Genomic DNA, 18441 nt, shown 5'->3' with positions numbered 1-18441 from the left:
GCAAGTCAGGATAATTGACAATTCAACTTGTCAAATTTACACAATTTTCATCTGCTTATTTTTACGATGATTAAAAAGTTCCGTGATTTATTGTCTTGGATCAAAAGCATCACGTACTGCTTCGCCAATATACATCAGCAAACTCAGCACAATGGCCAGACTAAAAAAACCTGATAAAGCCAGCCACGGCGCATTTAAATTATTTTTGGCTTGCAGCAACAGCTCTCCTAAAGAGGCTGTTTCCGGTGGTAGCCCATAGCCTAAAAAATCCAGAGCCGTCAGTGCGGTAATATTGGCAGTCAGCATAAAGGGAAGTTGTGACAGACTTGAACCGATGACATTCGGCAATATATGCCTGAACATGATTCGCCCATCTCCTGCGCCCATACTTCGTGCCGCCCAGACGTATTCCAGATTGCGTGCACGCAGAAATTCAGCCCGTACCATGCCCACCAGAGTGGTCCAGCCAAACAACAGCATGATCAGAAATAGGCAGTAAATATTGGGACTAAACAGACTGACCAGCACCATGACCATAAATAGCATCGGCAAACTGCTCCAGACTTCAAGCAGGCGTTGCCCGATCAGGTCGATCCAGCCGCCATAATAGCCCTGCACAGCCCCCAGCAAAACTCCAATCGCCGCCGACAATAAAGTCAGTGCAAAACTAAATAAGAGTGAAACCCTCAAGCCATACAGAATCCGCGCCAGCACATCACGACCCTGATCATCTGTCCCGAGCCAGTTTTGTGTACTTGGTGGCGAAGGCACCGGAACAGCCAGTTCCAGATTCGGGCTTTGATATGAAAATGGAATGATTGGCCAGATCGCCCAGCCTTTTTCTGCAATTAACTGTTGAACGGCAGGATCTTTATACTCGGCTTCGGTTTCAAATACACCGCCAAACGCCGTTTCCGGATAAGATTTTAAGATAGGCAAATACACTGCATGATCATATTTCACCAGCAAGGGCTTATCATTGGCAATCAGTTCTGCGCCCAAGGACATGATAAAAATAAGGCCAAACATAATAAAACAGCCAAATCCCAGCTTGTGCTGCTTAAAGCGTTGCCAGCCTAATTGCATCAAGGACGACATTAGGAGGATCCCCGACGTGAACTGAAATGAATCCGTGGGTCGATCAGTTGATACAGCAAATCGCTTAATAATCGCAATATCAGACCAAGCAAAGTAAAGATAAACAGAGTACCGAAAATCACCGGATAGTCGCGCTGGATGATCGCCTCAAAACCCAAAACACCTAAACCATCGAGATTAAATATAATCTCAATAAACAGGTTGCCGACGAAAAACACCCCAATTAATACTTCTGGCAAACCTGCGATCAACACTAACATCGCATTTCGGAACACATGCCGATACAGCACTGCGTTTTCATTTAAACCTTTGGCCCGCGCAGCCAGAACATATTGCTTACTCAACTCTTCCACAAAGGAAAATTTCACCAGATAAGTCAAACTGGCAAATCCGCCCAGCACCATGGCCAACAATGGCAATGCCATATACCAAAAATAATCCTGAATTTTCCCAAAAAATGAGAGTTCGGCAAAATTTTCAGAGCTGAGTCCCTGTAACGGAAACCATTGCAGAAAAGATCCACCGGCAAAAAATACAATCAGTAAAATCGCAAAAATAAAGGCTGGAATGGCATAGCTCACCGCCAGCATTAAAGAGGTGATCTGATCAAAAACACTGCCATGTTTTCTGGCTTTGCCGATGCCTAAAGGGATAGACACCAGATAGATGATTAAGGTACTCCACAGACCTAAAGACAGCGATACCGGTAGTTTTTCCCAGATCAGCTCAGTCACAGCCTTGTCTTTAAAAAAACTAGTGCCCAGATCAAACTGGGCATAGCGCCTTAGCATGTCCCAAAAGCGGATATGGGCAGGCTGATCAAAACCGTATTGAATATTGATCTGCTCGATCATCTCAGGGGTGAGGCCTTGCTGCCCCTGATACTGTAATCCGGTATGTGTCAAGCCATTGACCTGTTGTGCCTGATAAATCGCTTGTTCCACCGGCCCACCCGGTGCCAGCTGGATCACCATAAAGTTAATCAGCAAAATGATCAGCAAGGTTGGAATCATTAGCAACAGACGCTTGAGTATATAAGTGCTCATGGCACTCCCTGATAGGCTTGGAGCTTAATGCTGTTTGAAATAATTGGCCACACGTTGAGCCTTTGCCGCATCGACCCACCAGTAGTCAATGCCCGCGGAGAGCTTAGGTTTAAGCTTGGGCTGCTGATACATGTTCCAGTAAGCATACCAGTATTCACCCGTACCATAAGTCGGAATATGATAATAACCTGCCCGCAGCAAACGGTCTAAGGCTCGGGTACTGTCAATCACCTGCTCCCGGTTCTGCGCCTGAATTACTTGCTTAATCACCGCATCAATAACAGGATTCTGAATACCGGCATAATTATAGTTGCCGACCTGCTTGGCAGCCTGACTGCTCCAGAACTGTTTTTGTTCCTGCCCCGGTGTCAGGGACTGTGGCATGCTGTCGACAATCATATCAAACTGGTAATTTCGTAGCCGTTCATAATACTGCGCGGTTTCGACCATACGAATATTCGCCTGAATCCCCAAACGTTTTAAATGACGTAAATAAGGCATCAGATCACGTTGCTGTTCCACCTGATGCAGCAAAAATTCAATCTTGACCGCTTGACCGGAAGCATTGACCAACTGTCCCTGTTGATAACGATAACCGGCTTTTAACAGCAATTGACGGGCTTTTAATAAATTCTGCCGGTTAAACCCTGAGGCATCGGATTGAGGATATTGCCAGTCCTGAAGTACAGCCTGACGCTGAACCGGATGAAGCTTCTGCAAATGAGGCTTTAAAATTTGCAGCTCTTGGGCACTCGGCCGTCCACGAGAAGCCAGATCACTGTTGGAAAAAAAGCTGTTCAGGCGTTGATATTCACCATAGAACATGGCTTTATTCAGCCATTCAAAATCGTAAGCGAAACTTAAGGCCTGACGGAAGCGAATATCGGCAAAGGGCTGACGCCGGGTATTAAAGACCAGACTCTGGGTCGGGACCGGATTTTGATGCCGAAAACGATAACGTTTGACTTGTCCTTGCCGAACCGCAGGAAATTGATAATCCCTGATCCAGCGATTGACCTGTTTTTCCTCATGCAAAGTAAATTGGCCCGATTTAAAGGCTTCGAACTTGATTTCCGGACTACGATAATAACGATACTGGATCCGGTCAAAATTATAACGACCGCGATTCACCAATAGATCTTTGCCCCAGTATTGAGGATTACGCTGATACGAAATACTGCGGCCGGGATCTATGCGTTCAATCACATAGGGCCCTGAACCCAGAATCGGTTTCAGCGTCAGGTCTTTAAAATCACGCTGTTGCCATTGCCGTTTAGAATAAATGGGCATCTGCGCGACAATCATGGCCATTTCCGGATTATGCCCGGATTTAAAATGTATTTTGATTTTTAAAGCTGACAGCACTTCCAGCTGATGTATATCTGCCAGATACATTTGCAGACCGAAATTAGACTGGGTCTGATAAAGCTCAAAGCTATATTTGACATCTTCCGCAGTTACGGGCTGACCATTGCTAAAGCGCGCTTTCGGATTTAAATGGAAAATGATAAAGGCGGTTTTCTTGGGGTCAAAACTGACTTTTTCCGCCAGCAAGGGATAATACACCCCGGGCTCATCCAGTGATTTCGACAACAAACTGTCAAAAATATAGTTGATCCCTTCAGTGACATTGCCTTTGCCATTCATGCTATTTAAATTATCAAAGCTGCCATCGGCCGCCAAAATCAGTGCACCGCCTTTGGGGGCTTGCGGATTGGCATAAGGTAAGGATTGCAGATGGCTATATTTCGGTTGGCTATGTAGCGCAATATAAGGTGTGGTGATCAGGGCTGCCCAACTGGTATTCATTACCAGCGGGACAACCATACTTAAAACAAATAAACTAAAAAATCTCACGATAAATGAATTAGTTTGGCACTTTAATCACATCACCAATACGTAATTGTGTATTCGGTTTGAGATCATTCATTTCCGCCAGTTGATTGCTGTTCATGCCGTAACGTGAGGCCAGACCGATCAAGGTATCGCCGCGTTTGACTTTATAATCAGTCACCAGTTTTGGAATCTGGATGGTTTGACTGACACGCAATCCGGCACGTGGACTGAGATTATTTAACTCGGCCAGTTCGGTGACCATAATTCCTAAACGGCTGGCAATCGCATTCAGGGATTCGCCTGACTTGACGGTATAAGATTCAGTTGCTCTAGAAGCCACAGGCTTAGCTGCCACTTTCACGTCTTCTGCTTTTTTATCCGTCGGAACATCACCCACAATTTTTAAACGCTGACCAATACGGACGTTGCCATTGGCATTCAGGCCATTTAAATCGGCCAGATACTTGACCTGAAGATGATACTGACGCGCAATAGAACTTAAGGTTTCACCCGATTTCACCACATGCGAATCGGATTTCACATGTTTCGACACCGTTTCCGCCACAGACTCACGCACGGGTTCAGCTGCCTCACCCGTCAGCTTTAAACGCTGACCGACGCGCAGGCCGGCATTACGAGAAATACCATTCAGGCTCGCCACCTGATCCATCGACAGATTGTATTTTGCGGCAATGCCGGTCAAGGTATCGCCCGATTGAGCTATATAAGTTTCAGGCACCTGACTGCCGGCTGGAATCTTGATGGTCTGGCCTATACGTAAACCACTATTGGCTGCAAAACCATTTAAAGCTGCCAGCTCAGACACACTGAGCTTGCTTTGACTGGCAATGCTATACAGGGTTTCACCGCGTTTGACCTGATAATTTTCAGTTGCTGTCTGATCAACTTTAACATTTTCAAATGTCTGTTCAGTCTTTTGGGTCGATGCGGTCAGTGCTTCAACTTCCTGAAGTGGCACATTGATTTTCTGTCCCACCATTAAACTGCTACCCGCAGTTAAACCTGAGGTGAATGACGCCAGTTCAGCATTTGACAGCCCATAACGATCGGCAATCAGTTTCAGATATTCACCGCGCTTGACGGTATAGGATTTGGTTTGAACTTTGGCAGCTTCAGCTTTTTTAGCATCTTCTACTTTGGCTTTAGATGCAGCCGTTTCTTTCAGCGACAGCTTCTGACCGACAAATAAACCACTGTTGGTACTTAAACCATTAAAGTCAGCCAGCTGTTTGAGACTTAAACCAAACTGATTTGCCACACTGGTCAGAGAATCATTGGCCTGAACCACATAAGATTCCGGCTTTTCTTTGGCTTTGGTTTGTTCCTGCACCGGCTTGGCATCATACAGATAAATCGTGGTGCCTACATATAGCGTAGAATTTGGATCGATCTGGTTCCATTTCGCCACATCACGCCAGTTCACCCCATTTTTTGCTGCAATCAGCGCCAGATTATCCCCCGGTAAAACCTTATAGGTACTACGCTTGCCCTTAGGCGCGACCACCACCACTTCAGAATCAGTCTTGACGTAATTTTTACCCTGGTTCAACTGGGCTTCGACCGAAGTCGCTGTGGTATTGTCAGCAACTTCTTTCGGATAAGAGAAGCCTTTGGTAAGTTCCTTGCCTTGCTGCTCAGCCACAGACAGGCTGGTTTGAATAGCCGTCAGCTTGATTTTACCATCATAAGGATCGACAATTTCTGTGCCTGCCGGCGCCAATGCTTTCAGCTCTTCAACTACCTGAGCCTGTTCTGCCGGTGTTGCAACAGGCTGCAGAACTTCATCCACAGTTTTGTTACTTTCCTGCGCGGTGACGACCTGCTGAACTTGCTGACGCTCGGCTGCAGAAATCGGTGGTTCGACCTGAATCTGTTTCGCTGGCGCTGCCGGTGTCACTGCGACCGGAATACGTGGCGCACTTGGAATCGGCAAATCACTTTGGGCAGCAAAACTGGCCAAGGCAGATGAGCCTCTAGGCGTTGAAATCTTTTTCGTGGTCTGTACCACTGTATTTGCCGTTGTCACCACAGGTGCAGTCGTTGCAGGCCGAGTACTGGCAAGAACGGGTGGAGTCTGTTTTGCCGGTGTAATCGTTTTCGCATTTAACACGGGAGGCGCAGCTTTGGTCGGCACCACTGGGGTGGTGTTTTTCGGCAGATTGCTGGCACTACTCGCAGATAATCCGCCGGAACCAGATAGTTTTTTCAGCTTTTCATCAACTGAAGGACTGAGGTCAGCAGGAATCAAAATACGACGCGGACTGGTAGGGTCAATATGATCACCACGATGCCCCGGGTTCAATTGATACAGCTCCGCACGGCTCAAACCGGTGATGGCTGCAATTTCATTTAAATTGGCCACGCCTACAGGCACTTCACGGAAATGCGGACGGTTGGCAATTGGTGGCAGGCTCACCCCATACTGACCTGGAGTTTTAATAATTTGTGCAACTGCCAGGAAACGTGGCACATAGCTCATGGTTTCTTGTGGCAATTTGAGTGACCAATAGTCGGTCGGCAGACCTGCTGCCTTATTGCGGTTAATCGCCTGCTGAATACGTCCCGGGCCAGCATTATAAGACGCCAGCGCCAGCTCCCAAGAACCAAACTGGTTATATAAACTGCCTAAAAACTCATAGGCTGCACGAGTCGATTCCACCACATCACGACGACCGTCGTATAAAGGGGTCTGCTTTAAACCATAAATACGGCCTGTGCTTGGAATAAACTGCCATAAACCTGCCGCTGCCGCACTACTGGTCGCTGCCGGGTCATAGGAACTTTCAATAATCGGTAATAGCGCCAGCTCGGTCGGCATACCACGGCGTTCTGCTTCTTTTACCGTGTAATATAAATAACGTGAGGCACGCGCACTTAAACGATCCAGATAAGGCTGACGTGAAATAAACCAGCCGCGCTGCGCATCAATCCGCGGATTCCAGACACTTAAATCCATCTTGAAACCCACAGTCATGCGTTTCCAGACATCACCATGCTTCAGAACCAGTAAACGGTCGCCTTCTACTGCACGCATATCGGTTGCAGAGAGTAAATCTTCCAGTCCATCCAGACTGCTGGCATCCAGATATTGTGATCCAACTTGCTTGCTTTTCGCTGTTTGGGTCGCACTTTGTGTAGATGAACAGCCCGTCAGTCCCAAGGAAGCAAGTGCAGTTCCCAGTACAGAAAATTTTAGAAATGTAGGTAATGTCGGCTGCCACAAGATTGCGGTTGGTTTATACATAAAAAAATCCAAACAACTCGTATATAAATTTATTTTTTAGATATGCCATTGTAGTGAAGCAGGTCGAAGACACAAGGCAATAATTTACCGTGATTTCACGTTAAATGTTACAAGAAATTAAAAAATCCGGGACATATAGATTGATCGACTGCATTTGCGCTATACAATAAGCCTTCCAGCTTGTTCTATTTCGATCGGATTTCAATTTATGTCACACACTATCACACTTTATGTTGATGGCGCTTGTCGCGGCAACCCGGGTTTAGGCGGTTGGGGTGCATATATTATTCATGGACAGCAAGAACACAAGATCTGCGGGGGCGAAGACCATACCACCAATAACCGTATGGAACTGACCGCCGCCATCGAAGGCATTCTGTTTTGTGACAAACAGGACAAGCTGGTGATCTATACCGATTCCAACTATGTCAAACAAGGCATTACCGAATGGATTCACGGCTGGAAAAAGAAAAACTGGAAAGACGTCAAAAATCCGGACCTGTGGCAAAAGCTGGATGCCGTCTGTCAGGGACGCGAGATTGAATGGCACTGGGTCAAGGGTCATTCTGGACATCCGGGCAATGAAATGGCCGATCAGCTGGCCAATCAGGGTGCCGATGAAACCCTGAAAAAATCTAAACAGACCGCTTCAATTTCCGAAGATAAAAAAAAATCTGAACCCGACTGGCTGCTAGATGATCCTTTCGGTCTGGATCTGGCCGAGAGTGAAGAAGAGCTGGACGCGATGCAGGAAGAAGAAAATATCGTATTGGATGAAGTTGCCGAGAGTGAACACAGTGACCCAGCGCATCAAGATGCTGATGCAGCTGCAGCTGCTGCCAATACCTCACAATTACATCCCCAGATTGTGATTACCCCCGCAACCTTACAATTGCATGGCCCGCGACAATTGATTCTGGATACCGAAACCACCGGTTTTTATTATCAGGATGGTGACCGGATTATTGAAGTTGGCGCGCTGGAAATGATCAACCGCAAACTGACCGGCAGCTCGATTCATATCTATATCAATCCGAAAACACCGGTCGGCGACTCGGTCAATGTCCACGGCATTACCGATGAGTTCCTGCAAGACAAACCGTTATTTGAGGAAATCTCTCAAGTATTGTTTGACTATTTGCACGGTGCCGAAATTATCGCGCATAACGCCAGCTTCGATATGAACTTCCTGGATATGGAATTCAAACGGGCAGGTTTTAAAGCCCTGTCCGAAGTTTGTGAAGTAACCGATACCCTGGCAATGGCCAAGTCCAAGCATCCGGGGCAGAAAAACTCGCTGGATGCCTTAGTGCGCCGCTACGAGATTCCAAAGCGTGACCGTACCTTCCACGGTGCCTTGCTCGATGCGGAAATCCTGTCTGATGTTTATCTGGCGATGACCGGTGGACAGGTGTCTTTTGATATCGATGCTTTGTCTCATTCTGACGATCAGAACAACCGTTCAGGCATGGCCAGAGTTGAAATTGAACTGCCGGTGATTCTTCCCTCAGAACAAGAGTTGCAGGAACATGAGAAATGGATCAAACAATTCGAAGAAAAACATGGAACTGCTTGCCTTTTCTCGAAATAAAATCTACATTTCCGAGCATGCTTTAGGTTAAAAACTACAGTTCTTCAGTTATAGTAAATACAAAGAGGTTCCGCAGCTTTAAGCGGAGCTCATATATAGATAATACTTCAGGAAAGGTGCAGATCCATGTCTTACCAAACCTCTATACATTTTGATCCAACAGCCTTACTGATAATAAAAAATGAGGTTGATAACTCGATCAAGTTAGTCGAATCAGCAGTAAGCACCTTGGTAGAAGATCAGACTTTACCTTTTGGCATTGATGATGCATTAAATCAGTTCGAACAATGCGCCCAGGTTCTGGCACTCATCGACATGTCCAGCCTGGCAAAAGTCGCTCATTATTCAGCAGAACTGATGCGCAAGATTATGGGGAACCCGGCACAGGTCAATACGCAGGACGTCATTGCCCTGAGTGAAGGCACCACCATGCTGAAACGCTATATCGAATTTATCTGCCTGCGTGAAGTAAAAATTCCACAGTTCCTGCTCGACACCCTGAACCGTCTGGAAATTGCGCTGGGTAAACCGCTCACCAGTGAAGGTCAGCATATTGAATCCCTGCTCGATCTGATCACGCCTGACTTTCAGTTACCACAAGCACCCGGTCTGGAAAAATCCAAATATGTTCAGCGCCTGTACAAGCTGTCCCTGAACAAGCTGCTTAAGCAGGAAGAAAGTGAACTGGATCTGCAGGCGATTAAACTGGTGGGGGCTTATCTGGCTGGGCTCGCTCAATCGCACACCAGCAAACAGTACTGGAATCTGGTTTTCGTTGCATTCAGCAATATTGATCACTTGCTGATTAATGAGCCACGTCTGCGCACTCTGGTGAGTATCGAGCGCAACATGGCACAATATTTTGGCTCGCCGGACAGCTTCAAGGCTTCACTTGCAGACCTGGCCAATGTCCTGAGTCTGTGTATTAGCCAGGAAGATGATACTGCACAACATATCCGCAGTCAGCTCAATATTGGTGAAGACCTGCTGACCGATATGCAGTTACAGGTCTTTAGTCGCCACCTGTATGGTCCAGACTTTGAAACCATGCATACCATTAGCGAACTGGTGACCACAGAAATGGCGCAGATTCGTAATGACATCGAGTTTAACTATCAGAACATGAGTCCTGAAAAAACTCAGGAATTGCAGGCACAGCTCAATAATCTGGCCAACATCTTCAAAGTATTGAACCTGAATGAAGCCTATCATGACCTGAACCGTCAAGCTACTTCACTGAGCCAGACTGAAATCCTGAAAGATCCGGGTTTTGCCCAGCAGTTGATGAATGTGATCCTGTCTGCCATGAACTCGATTGGGGTACTGGAACGTCATCACACCTCGAGCCGTTTGCAGCTGCGCGTCAACAACATGAATATTTCTCTGGACCGCCTGGATGAAGCACATGCGGCTTTACTCACTGAAACCAAGGCCCTGATCGAGCTTTCCAGCCAGATTCTGAGCAACTATCTGCAAGATCAGGACTTGGCTGCACTCGAACCTGTGCCAGTACAATTCTGTGAAATTGGCGGGGCGATGCTGTTCCTGAATGCAGAACATGTTCGTACTGCATTCACCACCACTGCAGCATTCATCAAGAACCGTATTGATCTATCAATGGCATTAACGCCGGAAGAGATTCATCGTGCTCTGGATACTCTGGCGAGTGCCGACATGATGATTGATAACTTAAAGGACAAACAGCCTGTTTTACAGGCTATGTTTAAGGTAGCATTGGACAGTAGTGAAAAACTCAAAATAGTTGCCTAATGTCCAAATTATCACTTGCTTATATTTTTCAGCAGCAGCAACTGCTGGTCGATCAACATTTTCAGCTTCCACAGGTTGAAGCCCTCGCAAGTGATTTGTTACTCCACACGGGTGATCAAGTGATTGCCCGTGACCTGCTTCCCGATGAGCCGATTCCTGCAGGCTTGCAACTGGTACCCATCCGCCAGTTATTACAGTTCTGGAATACCCAGCAATTCGAACAGGCCAGCCGTGCGGTACAGCTTTTAGAATGGCGCCGGAATCACAAATTTTGTAGTCATTGCGGTACAGCCACCGAAGCACATCCGCTTGAACATGCGATGCTCTGCCCATCCTGCAACTATCGTCAGTATCCACGGGTTCAGCCTTGTGTCATTACCGTCATTACCAAAAACGAAGACGAAATTTTGCTGGCCAAAAACGCGCGCAACACCAAAAGCCAGATGTATGGCCTGATTGCCGGTTTTGTTGAGGTAGGCGAAACGCTGGAAGAGGCAGTACGTCGTGAAACGCTGGAAGAAGTCGGTTTAGAACTCAAGAATATCCAGTATCTGGCCAGCCAGCCCTGGCCGTTTCCAAGCAATCTGATGATTGCCTTCAAGGCTGAATATGCCGCGGGTGAAATCGAATTACAGCAAGAAGAAATTAGCGATGCGCAATTCTTTAAATTCGATCAGCTGCCCGAAATTCCGTTCAAGGGCAGTATTGCCCATGCCATGATTATGCATGTGACTCAAGGTACGGCAGTCGCAGACGATACCAAGACCTGGCTCTAGCTCTTATTGAGCTCAAGTTTGGCTGAACCAATAAAAAAAGAATCCAAGGGAGATAATCTCTTGGATTATTTTTTATGCCTTACTACTGGGTTAAATCCCGCTATCAGTCTCGAGATCTAAATGCATCCTCGAGTGCCCAAAGCACCTGCGCTTTGGTCTGGAAATAGCGACTGAACAAACTGGAGAGCGAACCCACGATCGTAATATGGCCAAGTTTCGGAATATGAATCAAATGGCTATGATTGCCCTTTTCTCGCAATACCCGATCTAGATCCTGACTATTAAAATGGCCAACGATGTTGTCCTTTTCGGCAATAAACAGATAATGTCGGGTTGGGCTATTTTTAACAAAATAATAAGGCATGACCTGCTGATATGGCACCGTCTGATCAAAAGCATCAGCACAAATCGGATCATTTTTATAATCAAAATGATAAGGCCCCGCCAGACCAATAATCGCACGGATTAGACTGTGGTCAATGCTGGCAGATTGCGGATGATACAGTGCAGACATGACATTGAATGCCCCAGCCGAATGTCCCATCAAAACCAGGTTTTCAGCACAGATATCTAACCGGCCGGCAGACTGCTGCAAGTGGTTCAATAATAAATGCAGATCATGAATATAGGCTGGGAAAATATGTTGTGGTGCCAGATGATAATTCATCACCACCACATCATAGCCTTCTTTGGCAAAGGCCTCACCAATGAACTGATAATCCTTTTTATCCCCATGCAACCACGCGCCGCCATGTACAAAAACAATCAGGGGGCGATGGGGCAAAGGCTGCTGGCTACGGAACAGATCAAAGCGTTGCCGTGATTTTAGACCATAAGCCAGCTGAGTTTCGATCGTGTAACCCTGTTTAGGCGTTAAACGATTCAACGCATAACTGCCAAAATCATAGAGTCTAAATGCTTTATAGCGTTGCTGGACTTCCAGAATCTGACTCGACAATTGGTTTTTAAAATGACCGACCTTATGGAGCATCGGTTGGTTCAACCGTATCAGGATCTATCGCAACCGGCGTCTGTTCAATACCGGGCTGTGCATAAGCAGGTGCTGCAAAGTTCTGACTGCTCAGATTTGAAGACTGTTCAACATTGTCAATCAGGGTCACAATTTTGGTGACATTGCCCACTTGCTGCAATACCTGATTCAGGTCAGCAATTTCTGCGCTGTTCAAACGTCCCATCACATACAGCACGCCATCTTCAGTATGCACATGTACTTTACTGTCCGCAACCACAGTGGCTTTCATGATCAGGCCACGGGTATTAGCTGTGACCGCAGTATCCTGCATGATGGTGCTATAGCTGATCTGGTTGCCTACAGTAATAAAATTATGTACCGCTTTGACATCGCTCATGGATTTGACATTGTCTTCTGCCAGCTGCTTGAGATGTGCATCGGGCACCTGACCGGTCAGCAAGACATTGCCATGAAAACTTTCAATATTGACCCGAGCCTGTTTGAAGCGCGAATCTAGTTTATAAAGATTAATTTTTGCAGTACGGACAATCGAGGAATCAATAAACACCTGCCCCAAGGTACGCGCCCCACTCTCAGTTCCTACAGGAGCCGTACCTGTGCCGCTAGAAATAAAACTGGCACAACCTGATAAACTTGCGACACACAGCATTGTTATTGCAATACGCTTAACCACTCAGCAAGACTCCTTCATTTTATTACGTCTTTTTCAATCTAATAATCTGTCTTTAAGCTCAGATCATGGCAACTCTGCTTGAACTTTACAATGATCTTGAGGCAAATATAAGCATCTTTAGACCTTATTTTATTCACAGATTAATAAACTCTTGATCAAAAGTAAAAGCATTTTCAATCCATTCCAGATCATAAGGGTATTGCGAAAAGTCATGCTGTAGGGTTTTTGCAAATTGCTGTTTAAAATCAAAACAAATCACGTCAAAACGATAGTAATAGTGTGCAAATTGTGGATTTTTCTGAATAAAGCACATTGCCGTCTTGAGCATCTTGCCCTGTTTTGCTTTCGACACCGACTCGATCGCTTGCGCATATCCGGTGTGTGCACGAGCTTTGACTTCAACAAAGATCAGCTCCTGTTCACGTACCAGAATCAGATCCAGTTCACCATAACGGCTGTGATAATTGGCTGTAAGCAATTGAAATCCCTGCTGCTGCATCAGTTGGGCGGCTTGCTGTTCTGCCCATGTACCTAATTGCTGTCGCATTATTCTCTTTCCCTGTTAGAGCAGCTTTACACCTGTGCCACTGTACTGAAAACATTGCGGAGTACGCTGGACACCGTGTTCAGTGATCTGAATCCGGCCGGTTCTGCCCTGAAATTCAATCGTTTGCAGCCGCGGCTGAGATAAATACTGCTGGGTGATGTGCCAGGCATCGCCGCCAAAAGCAATCAGGCGCTGATAAGACAGATTAACCGGTTCCTTGGCATAAGCTTGCAGCACATCCGGCCAATCCGCTAAGTAAAGCACTGGAACATCACAAAACTTGATCCCTTGTGGCAGCTTGTGCTGTTCGCTCATGGCATTGGCTACGGTATACATCCGTGAACGATTTAATTCAGGCATGACAGCCATCCATTCTGCATTGCCCAGAAACAATAATCCCTGCTTGGGCATTAAAAATCGTGGTGGTTTATCTACGATTTTAAATTTCAGATCACTCTGGCTCAGCAAGGACATCAACAACAGTTCATGCTCCGCTTCACTGCCCGGCTGGCGTAAAATCAGCAGTTGCCGAATCCCGTCTTTGAATAAAAGTGCTTTTAAGGCAGCGGCATCATCTTTCTTGGATAGACTGAACTGCCAGACATTGGGAGAGACATCAGCCACTTCATTCAGGCTGAGGGTACGTACTTTGGGTTTGCTGTTCAGCAGTTGTTCCACGTCGCTACGTGCCAATGGCCCCACCACCATTCTGGTCTTTTTATTGACATGCTGTTTAAGTAGCTGGGAGATATTTTTCTGATTGGCATTGACCCATTTCAGCGGAATCTTGTGTCCTGAAGCGGTATAGGCACTGAGAAAACCCTGTTTGATACTCGATGCAGCTCGCGCCAAAGGCCCGGATTCGGGTAGAATGATCAACACTTCTGCTTGAACGCTGCTGATGCAGCTGACTAAACACAAGCCTAATATTTTATTTTTCATCTTCCATTTTTTATTATTCAATTTATTCCACATGGAGAAACCTATGAGTGCTCAGTTATTTGTTGTTGCGACTCCAATCGGGCACTTAGATGATATTAGTTATCGTGCAATTCAGGTGTTGAAGTCGGTGAGTCTGATTGCTGCTGAGGATACACGAACTTCGGCACAGTTGCTTAAACACTTTAATATTCAAACACCTTTGACTGCATGTCATGAACATAATGAAAGCAACAAAATTGAGCAGCTGATCCAGCGTCTGCTCAATGGCGAAGATATGGCCCTGATCAGTGATGCTGGCACGCCCCTGATTAGCGATCCTGGTTTTAAATTTGTTCGGGCTGCTCAAGCGCATAATATCCGTGTTATTCCTGTGCCCGGTGCTTGTGCTGCGATTGCGGCCTTAAGTGCGGTCGGCTTGCCGAGTGACCGTTTCAGTTTTGAAGGCTTTCTGCCATCCAGACAAAGTCAGCGCCTGCTGAATCTGGAAAAACTCAAAGATGAAACCCAGACCTTAATTTTCTATGAAGCACCGCACCGGATTCTGGAATGCGTTAAAGATATGGCGAGCATATTTGGAGCAGACCGTCCTGTTGGCTTCGCGCGTGAAATTACCAAGACTTTTGAAACCATCAAGAAAATGACTTTAGGTGAACTGGTCGAATTCATTGCTAATGATCATAATCAGCAAAAAGGTGAAATTGTTCTGGTGATTGGCGGAGCAACCGAAGAAAAAGATCTGGATCAGGAAAAGCTGGATAAATTATTGAATCGCTTATTACAGGATCTGTCAGTCAAAGCAGCTTCACAACTGGCAGCAGATTTAACCGGTATCAAAAAGAAAGTGGCTTATCAACGTGCTTTAGAACTGACATCAGCCAACGATTAATATTCTAGCTATCTATCACTTTTATTTTTGCAAAAAAACACCACAACTGATGTGGTGTTTTTTTATAAGTCCAAGTCAAGGAATGACTTATTCTTTAGCTACTGACTCATCTGCCGGTACTTCAACGATACGGCCGCCACTTGCGAGAAAAGCCGCAATTTCGTCTTCAAGTGCCTGACGCTTCTTTAACTTTGCAGTCACGGTCAAAGTTTCAGCTTCTGCAAGATCGTTATCATTGACGACCTCTGTACTCTCTGTTGCGCCTTTTTCAGCTGCTTTTGCTTCATCATCGTCAACGATTGAATCTTCAACGTCGTCATCATAATCATTCATGTCTGTCATTTGCATCTCCCCCAAAATGAGCGCTCGCTTTGTATTTAAAGCCAGGTGTCGAATTAAGTGAAATTTAGCAATCTATGTGGCATTCGCCTAGTACCAAATATTAAAAAATCGTATTTTTTTTAAACAAAATCGTTACTCTTTATGGATGTTTGTTTAAAAAATTTACATTTCAACGTTAAGCTGCATAGCGTGTGTCTTTAAGTAAACTCAGACCATTGGCCTGTGCCATAAATGCATCTTTTAACATTGGCTGATTTTCTACCTGTTTCAGACCGAAATTACGTGCCCAAACCATCGGGAAAAATGAAGTCGTTTCCATCCAGCCAATCGCAGACATGCTGTGCATCATGGCATCGTTTTGTCCTTTACGGCGGTGCTCATAACGCTTCAGGCTTTGCTCATGTGCCCAAACACCACGTGACTGATCATGCAGCAATACATCACAGAGCACGGCAGCATCCAGACAGCCAATATTCACCCCTTGACCTGCCAGCGGATGAATCACATGGGCAGCATCACCAATCAAAGCCAGACCATCTTGAACATAGTGTTGGGCGGCACGTGCTTTTAATGGAAAAGTCGCACGTGGTGTCGCTTGTACGACCTCACCGAGCATATGATGACTTTCACGGGTCAATAGCTGTGTAAAGTCAGCATCTGACAACCCTGCATATTCTTCAGCATAATCATCCGGCAAAGTCCAGACGATGGATTGCCAATGTCCCTGCTCTTCTTTTTTTAAGCTGGCCATCGGTAAAAAAGCCAGAGGGCCGGTTTCCAGAAAAATCTGGCGCGCCATATGCTGATGGGGCTGTACAGTTTGAATCGCACAGCTGATCCCGGCCTGTTGGTAATCCAGCACATCAATATCAATGAAAGCTTGCTCACGGACAAAGGAGTTGGCACCATCTGCACCAATCACCAGTTTGGTTTTAAGCTGTGTGCCATCGGCCAGATGAATGATCCAGACACCGACTCCTCGTTCTACCCGGCTGACTTTAACCTGAGTACGGTAATCCTGTATATCGTCAAGCATCTTTTGCTGAATAGCCAGATTCAGGATACTCGGTTCCACCATCGAACCTAAGGCCTGTTCTACTGAGGGTGTTTTTTCTGAAGACTGGCCGAAATTAATGTCACCATAGCCATTTTTATTCCAGACCTGCATACCGGTATAAGGTTGCTGACGTGCCAGTTTGTTCCATACGCCGACTATTTTTAATAGATGAATGGTTGCCTGACTCAGTGCCAAAACACGTGGATTTGCCACATCTAATGTCTTATCTGCGTCTAAAATTGGGGCAGCGTCTAAAACTGTAGGCTGCACACCACCTTGCGCCAGCAGAAGTGCAGTCAGTCCACCAACCAGTCCACCGCCAATAATGACCACATCCAAGATTTCGTTATTTTGATTTAAGCTCATGCTTTTAATCCCATGGCATAATTCGCAACCAAAGGTTTAATGCTTGGAATATTTTCAAAGCAGATTAAGCCTGTGTTACGCATCAGTTTGAGGAATGGATTCTGGTTACTAAAACCGCGTACCACTGAATCACAGAATTTAATGACCCGCTGCTGATCTTTCAGGCGTGATTTTTCGTAGTCCTGTAGCATGGCTGCATTGCCTAAATCAGCACCCTGCTCAAGCTGCTCTGCCAAATAGCGATTAAGCACATAAGCATCGCGCATACACAGGTTAAAGCCCTGTCCGGCGACAGGATGGATGGTATGGGCAGCATTGCCCATCAATACCACACGGCCAACGGCCTGTTTTTCTGCCAGGACTTGAGAGAGTGGGAAGCTAAAACGGCGACCGGTTTTCTGGAATTTTCCGGCACGATCACCATAAGTGTCCTGCAAGGCATCAAGAAAATGCTGATCATTTTCATCGCCCAACCATTCACCTTCTGTGCCTTTTTTTACCGGCCAGACAACGGAACGGCGATATTCACCCGGCAATGGCAATAACGCCAAAGGGCCTAAATGACTGAAACGCTCAAAACCAACATGACCATGGGGCTTCGAGGTTTGTACTGTGGTCACGATCGCGACCTGATTATAATCGTGTTCTGAAGTACCAATGCCCAATGCTTTACGGCAGAAAGAATCACGACCGTCTGCGGCAATGACCAGTTTAGATTGTAAAGTCAGCTCAGATTCACCACGCTGCGCCTGAATATAAGCACAATCGGCATCTTGAGTCAGCGATGTGACTTGTACACCATCAATCAGTTCAATCAGCGGCTGTTTTTTCACTTGGGTCAGCAGCACACGGCCGAGCCAGGCATTTTCAATCACCTGACCGAAACTTTCGACTTTTTCCTGTTCTGCTTTTAGGCGTGCCTTACCAAAGCTGCCTTGTTCGGTAATATTGACTTCCAGAATTGGTGTGGCATGTTGCTGTAGTGCATCCCAAAGGCCGAGTTCCTGATAGATCTGTACACTACGGCGCGACAAGGCACTGTTACGTGCATCAAAACTGGAATGATACGGGGCAAGATGTTCATCATCATAATCTGGATATTTGATGGCTTCCAAAAGTTTGACTGCAATATTGGTTTTCGCCAACATCAGTGCGAGGCTTAAGCCCACCATACCACCACCGACAATGATGACTTCTTGTTGCATGCTGTAATCCTTTCAATGTCGTATCTAAGTCAATAGATACTTATAAT

General features: G+C 46.1%; 14 protein-coding genes and 2 pseudogenes. 5 read left to right on the top strand and 11 right to left on the bottom strand.

The window, feature by feature from the left end:
- Window positions 1-87 precede the first annotated feature (87 nt).
- The 4 genes from FTU95_RS00955 to FTU95_RS00940 are packed head-to-tail and all read right to left on the bottom strand — an operon-like array spanning window position 88 to window position 7245.
- Window positions 88-1098 (bottom strand): ABC transporter permease, encoded by a 1011-nt coding sequence (locus FTU95_RS00955; RefSeq protein ID WP_180077257.1) that lies wholly within the window; start codon window positions 1096-1098, stop codon window positions 88-90.
- A complete protein-coding gene (locus tag FTU95_RS00950) occupies window positions 1098-2144 on the bottom strand; it encodes an ABC transporter permease subunit (protein ID WP_180077255.1) in 1047 nt (348 codons plus the stop codon). The genes FTU95_RS00955 and FTU95_RS00950 overlap by 1 nt, the downstream gene beginning before the upstream one ends.
- 24 nt (window positions 2145-2168) lie before the next feature.
- A complete protein-coding gene (locus FTU95_RS00945; protein WP_180077253.1) occupies window positions 2169-3971 on the bottom strand; it encodes an extracellular solute-binding protein in 1803 nt (600 codons plus the stop codon).
- A 40-nt stretch (window positions 3972-4011) separates the two neighbouring features.
- On the bottom strand, window positions 4012-7245 hold the full coding sequence (locus tag FTU95_RS00940; RefSeq protein WP_180077251.1) for a LysM peptidoglycan-binding domain-containing protein: 3234 nt from the start codon (window positions 7243-7245) through the stop codon (window positions 4012-4014).
- 208 nt (window positions 7246-7453) lie between these two features.
- Between FTU95_RS00940 and rnhA the strand changes: the two are divergent.
- From rnhA to nudC, 4 genes and pseudogenes are all read left to right on the top strand, one after another.
- Window positions 7454-7981: pseudogene (rnhA, locus tag FTU95_RS15130) on the top strand (ribonuclease HI); the annotation flags it as partial.
- Window positions 7982-8095: 114 nt separating this feature from the next.
- Window positions 8096-8836: pseudogene (gene dnaQ / locus FTU95_RS15125) on the top strand (DNA polymerase III subunit epsilon); the annotation flags it as partial.
- Between the two features lie 126 nt (window positions 8837-8962).
- The gene (locus FTU95_RS00930; protein WP_180077247.1) at window positions 8963-10606 is read left to right on the top strand and encodes a chemotaxis protein; all 1644 of its coding nucleotides are present in this window, start codon (window positions 8963-8965) and stop codon (window positions 10604-10606) included.
- Window positions 10606-11382: an NAD(+) diphosphatase gene (nudC, locus tag FTU95_RS00925; RefSeq protein ID WP_100328782.1), complete on the top strand. Its 777-nt coding sequence runs from the start codon at window positions 10606-10608 to the stop codon at window positions 11380-11382. Before FTU95_RS00930 ends, nudC begins: the two co-directional genes overlap by 1 nt.
- Window positions 11383-11485: 103 nt before the next feature.
- On the opposite strand, the gene FTU95_RS00920 is transcribed toward nudC, so the two are convergent.
- The 4 genes from FTU95_RS00920 to FTU95_RS00905 form a co-directional block, all read right to left on the bottom strand.
- Window positions 11486-12373: an alpha/beta hydrolase gene (locus FTU95_RS00920; protein ID WP_180077245.1), complete on the bottom strand. Its 888-nt coding sequence runs from the start codon at window positions 12371-12373 to the stop codon at window positions 11486-11488.
- Window positions 12363-13049, bottom strand: a complete 687-nt coding sequence (locus FTU95_RS00915; protein WP_005096366.1) for a BON domain-containing protein — start codon at window positions 13047-13049, stop codon at window positions 12363-12365. Before FTU95_RS00915 ends, FTU95_RS00920 begins: the two co-directional genes overlap by 11 nt.
- Before the next feature lie 133 nt (window positions 13050-13182).
- Window positions 13183-13596: a YraN family protein gene (locus tag FTU95_RS00910; protein ID WP_005096365.1), complete on the bottom strand. Its 414-nt coding sequence runs from the start codon at window positions 13594-13596 to the stop codon at window positions 13183-13185.
- Window positions 13597-13611: 15 nt separating this feature from the next.
- Window positions 13612-14571, bottom strand: a complete 960-nt coding sequence (locus FTU95_RS00905) for a penicillin-binding protein activator (protein ID WP_005096363.1) — start codon at window positions 14569-14571, stop codon at window positions 13612-13614.
- A 10-nt stretch (window positions 14572-14581) separates the two neighbouring features.
- Here FTU95_RS00905 and rsmI point away from each other — a divergent pair, with 10 nt between their 5' ends.
- Window positions 14582-15424 carry a 16S rRNA (cytidine(1402)-2'-O)-methyltransferase gene (gene rsmI / locus FTU95_RS00900; protein ID WP_005096362.1) on the top strand — a complete coding sequence of 281 codons (843 nt, stop codon included), beginning with the start codon at window positions 14582-14584 and terminating at the stop codon, window positions 15422-15424.
- Between the two features lie 87 nt (window positions 15425-15511).
- Here rsmI and FTU95_RS00895 read toward each other — a convergent pair whose 3' ends face one another.
- From FTU95_RS00895 to ubiH, 3 genes are all read right to left on the bottom strand, one after another.
- Window positions 15512-15766 (bottom strand): hypothetical protein, encoded by a 255-nt coding sequence (locus FTU95_RS00895; protein ID WP_005171865.1) that lies wholly within the window; start codon window positions 15764-15766, stop codon window positions 15512-15514.
- Between the two features lie 175 nt (window positions 15767-15941).
- Window positions 15942-17189: an FAD-dependent monooxygenase gene (locus FTU95_RS00890; RefSeq protein ID WP_180077243.1), complete on the bottom strand. Its 1248-nt coding sequence runs from the start codon at window positions 17187-17189 to the stop codon at window positions 15942-15944.
- Complete coding sequence (gene ubiH / locus FTU95_RS00885) at window positions 17186-18394, bottom strand: 2-octaprenyl-6-methoxyphenyl hydroxylase (protein ID WP_180077241.1); 1209 nt, start codon at window positions 18392-18394, stop codon at window positions 17186-17188. Before ubiH ends, FTU95_RS00890 begins: the two co-directional genes overlap by 4 nt.
- Window positions 18395-18441 lie beyond the last annotated feature (47 nt).

Origin of the sequence: Acinetobacter sp. YH12208 (assembly GCF_013418055.1) — a bacterium.
Classification (GTDB): Bacteria; Pseudomonadota; Gammaproteobacteria; order Pseudomonadales; family Moraxellaceae; genus Acinetobacter; species Acinetobacter pseudolwoffii.
Note: the sequence above shows the minus strand (reverse complement) of the source record. Positions and strands in the feature narration are given on the sequence as shown.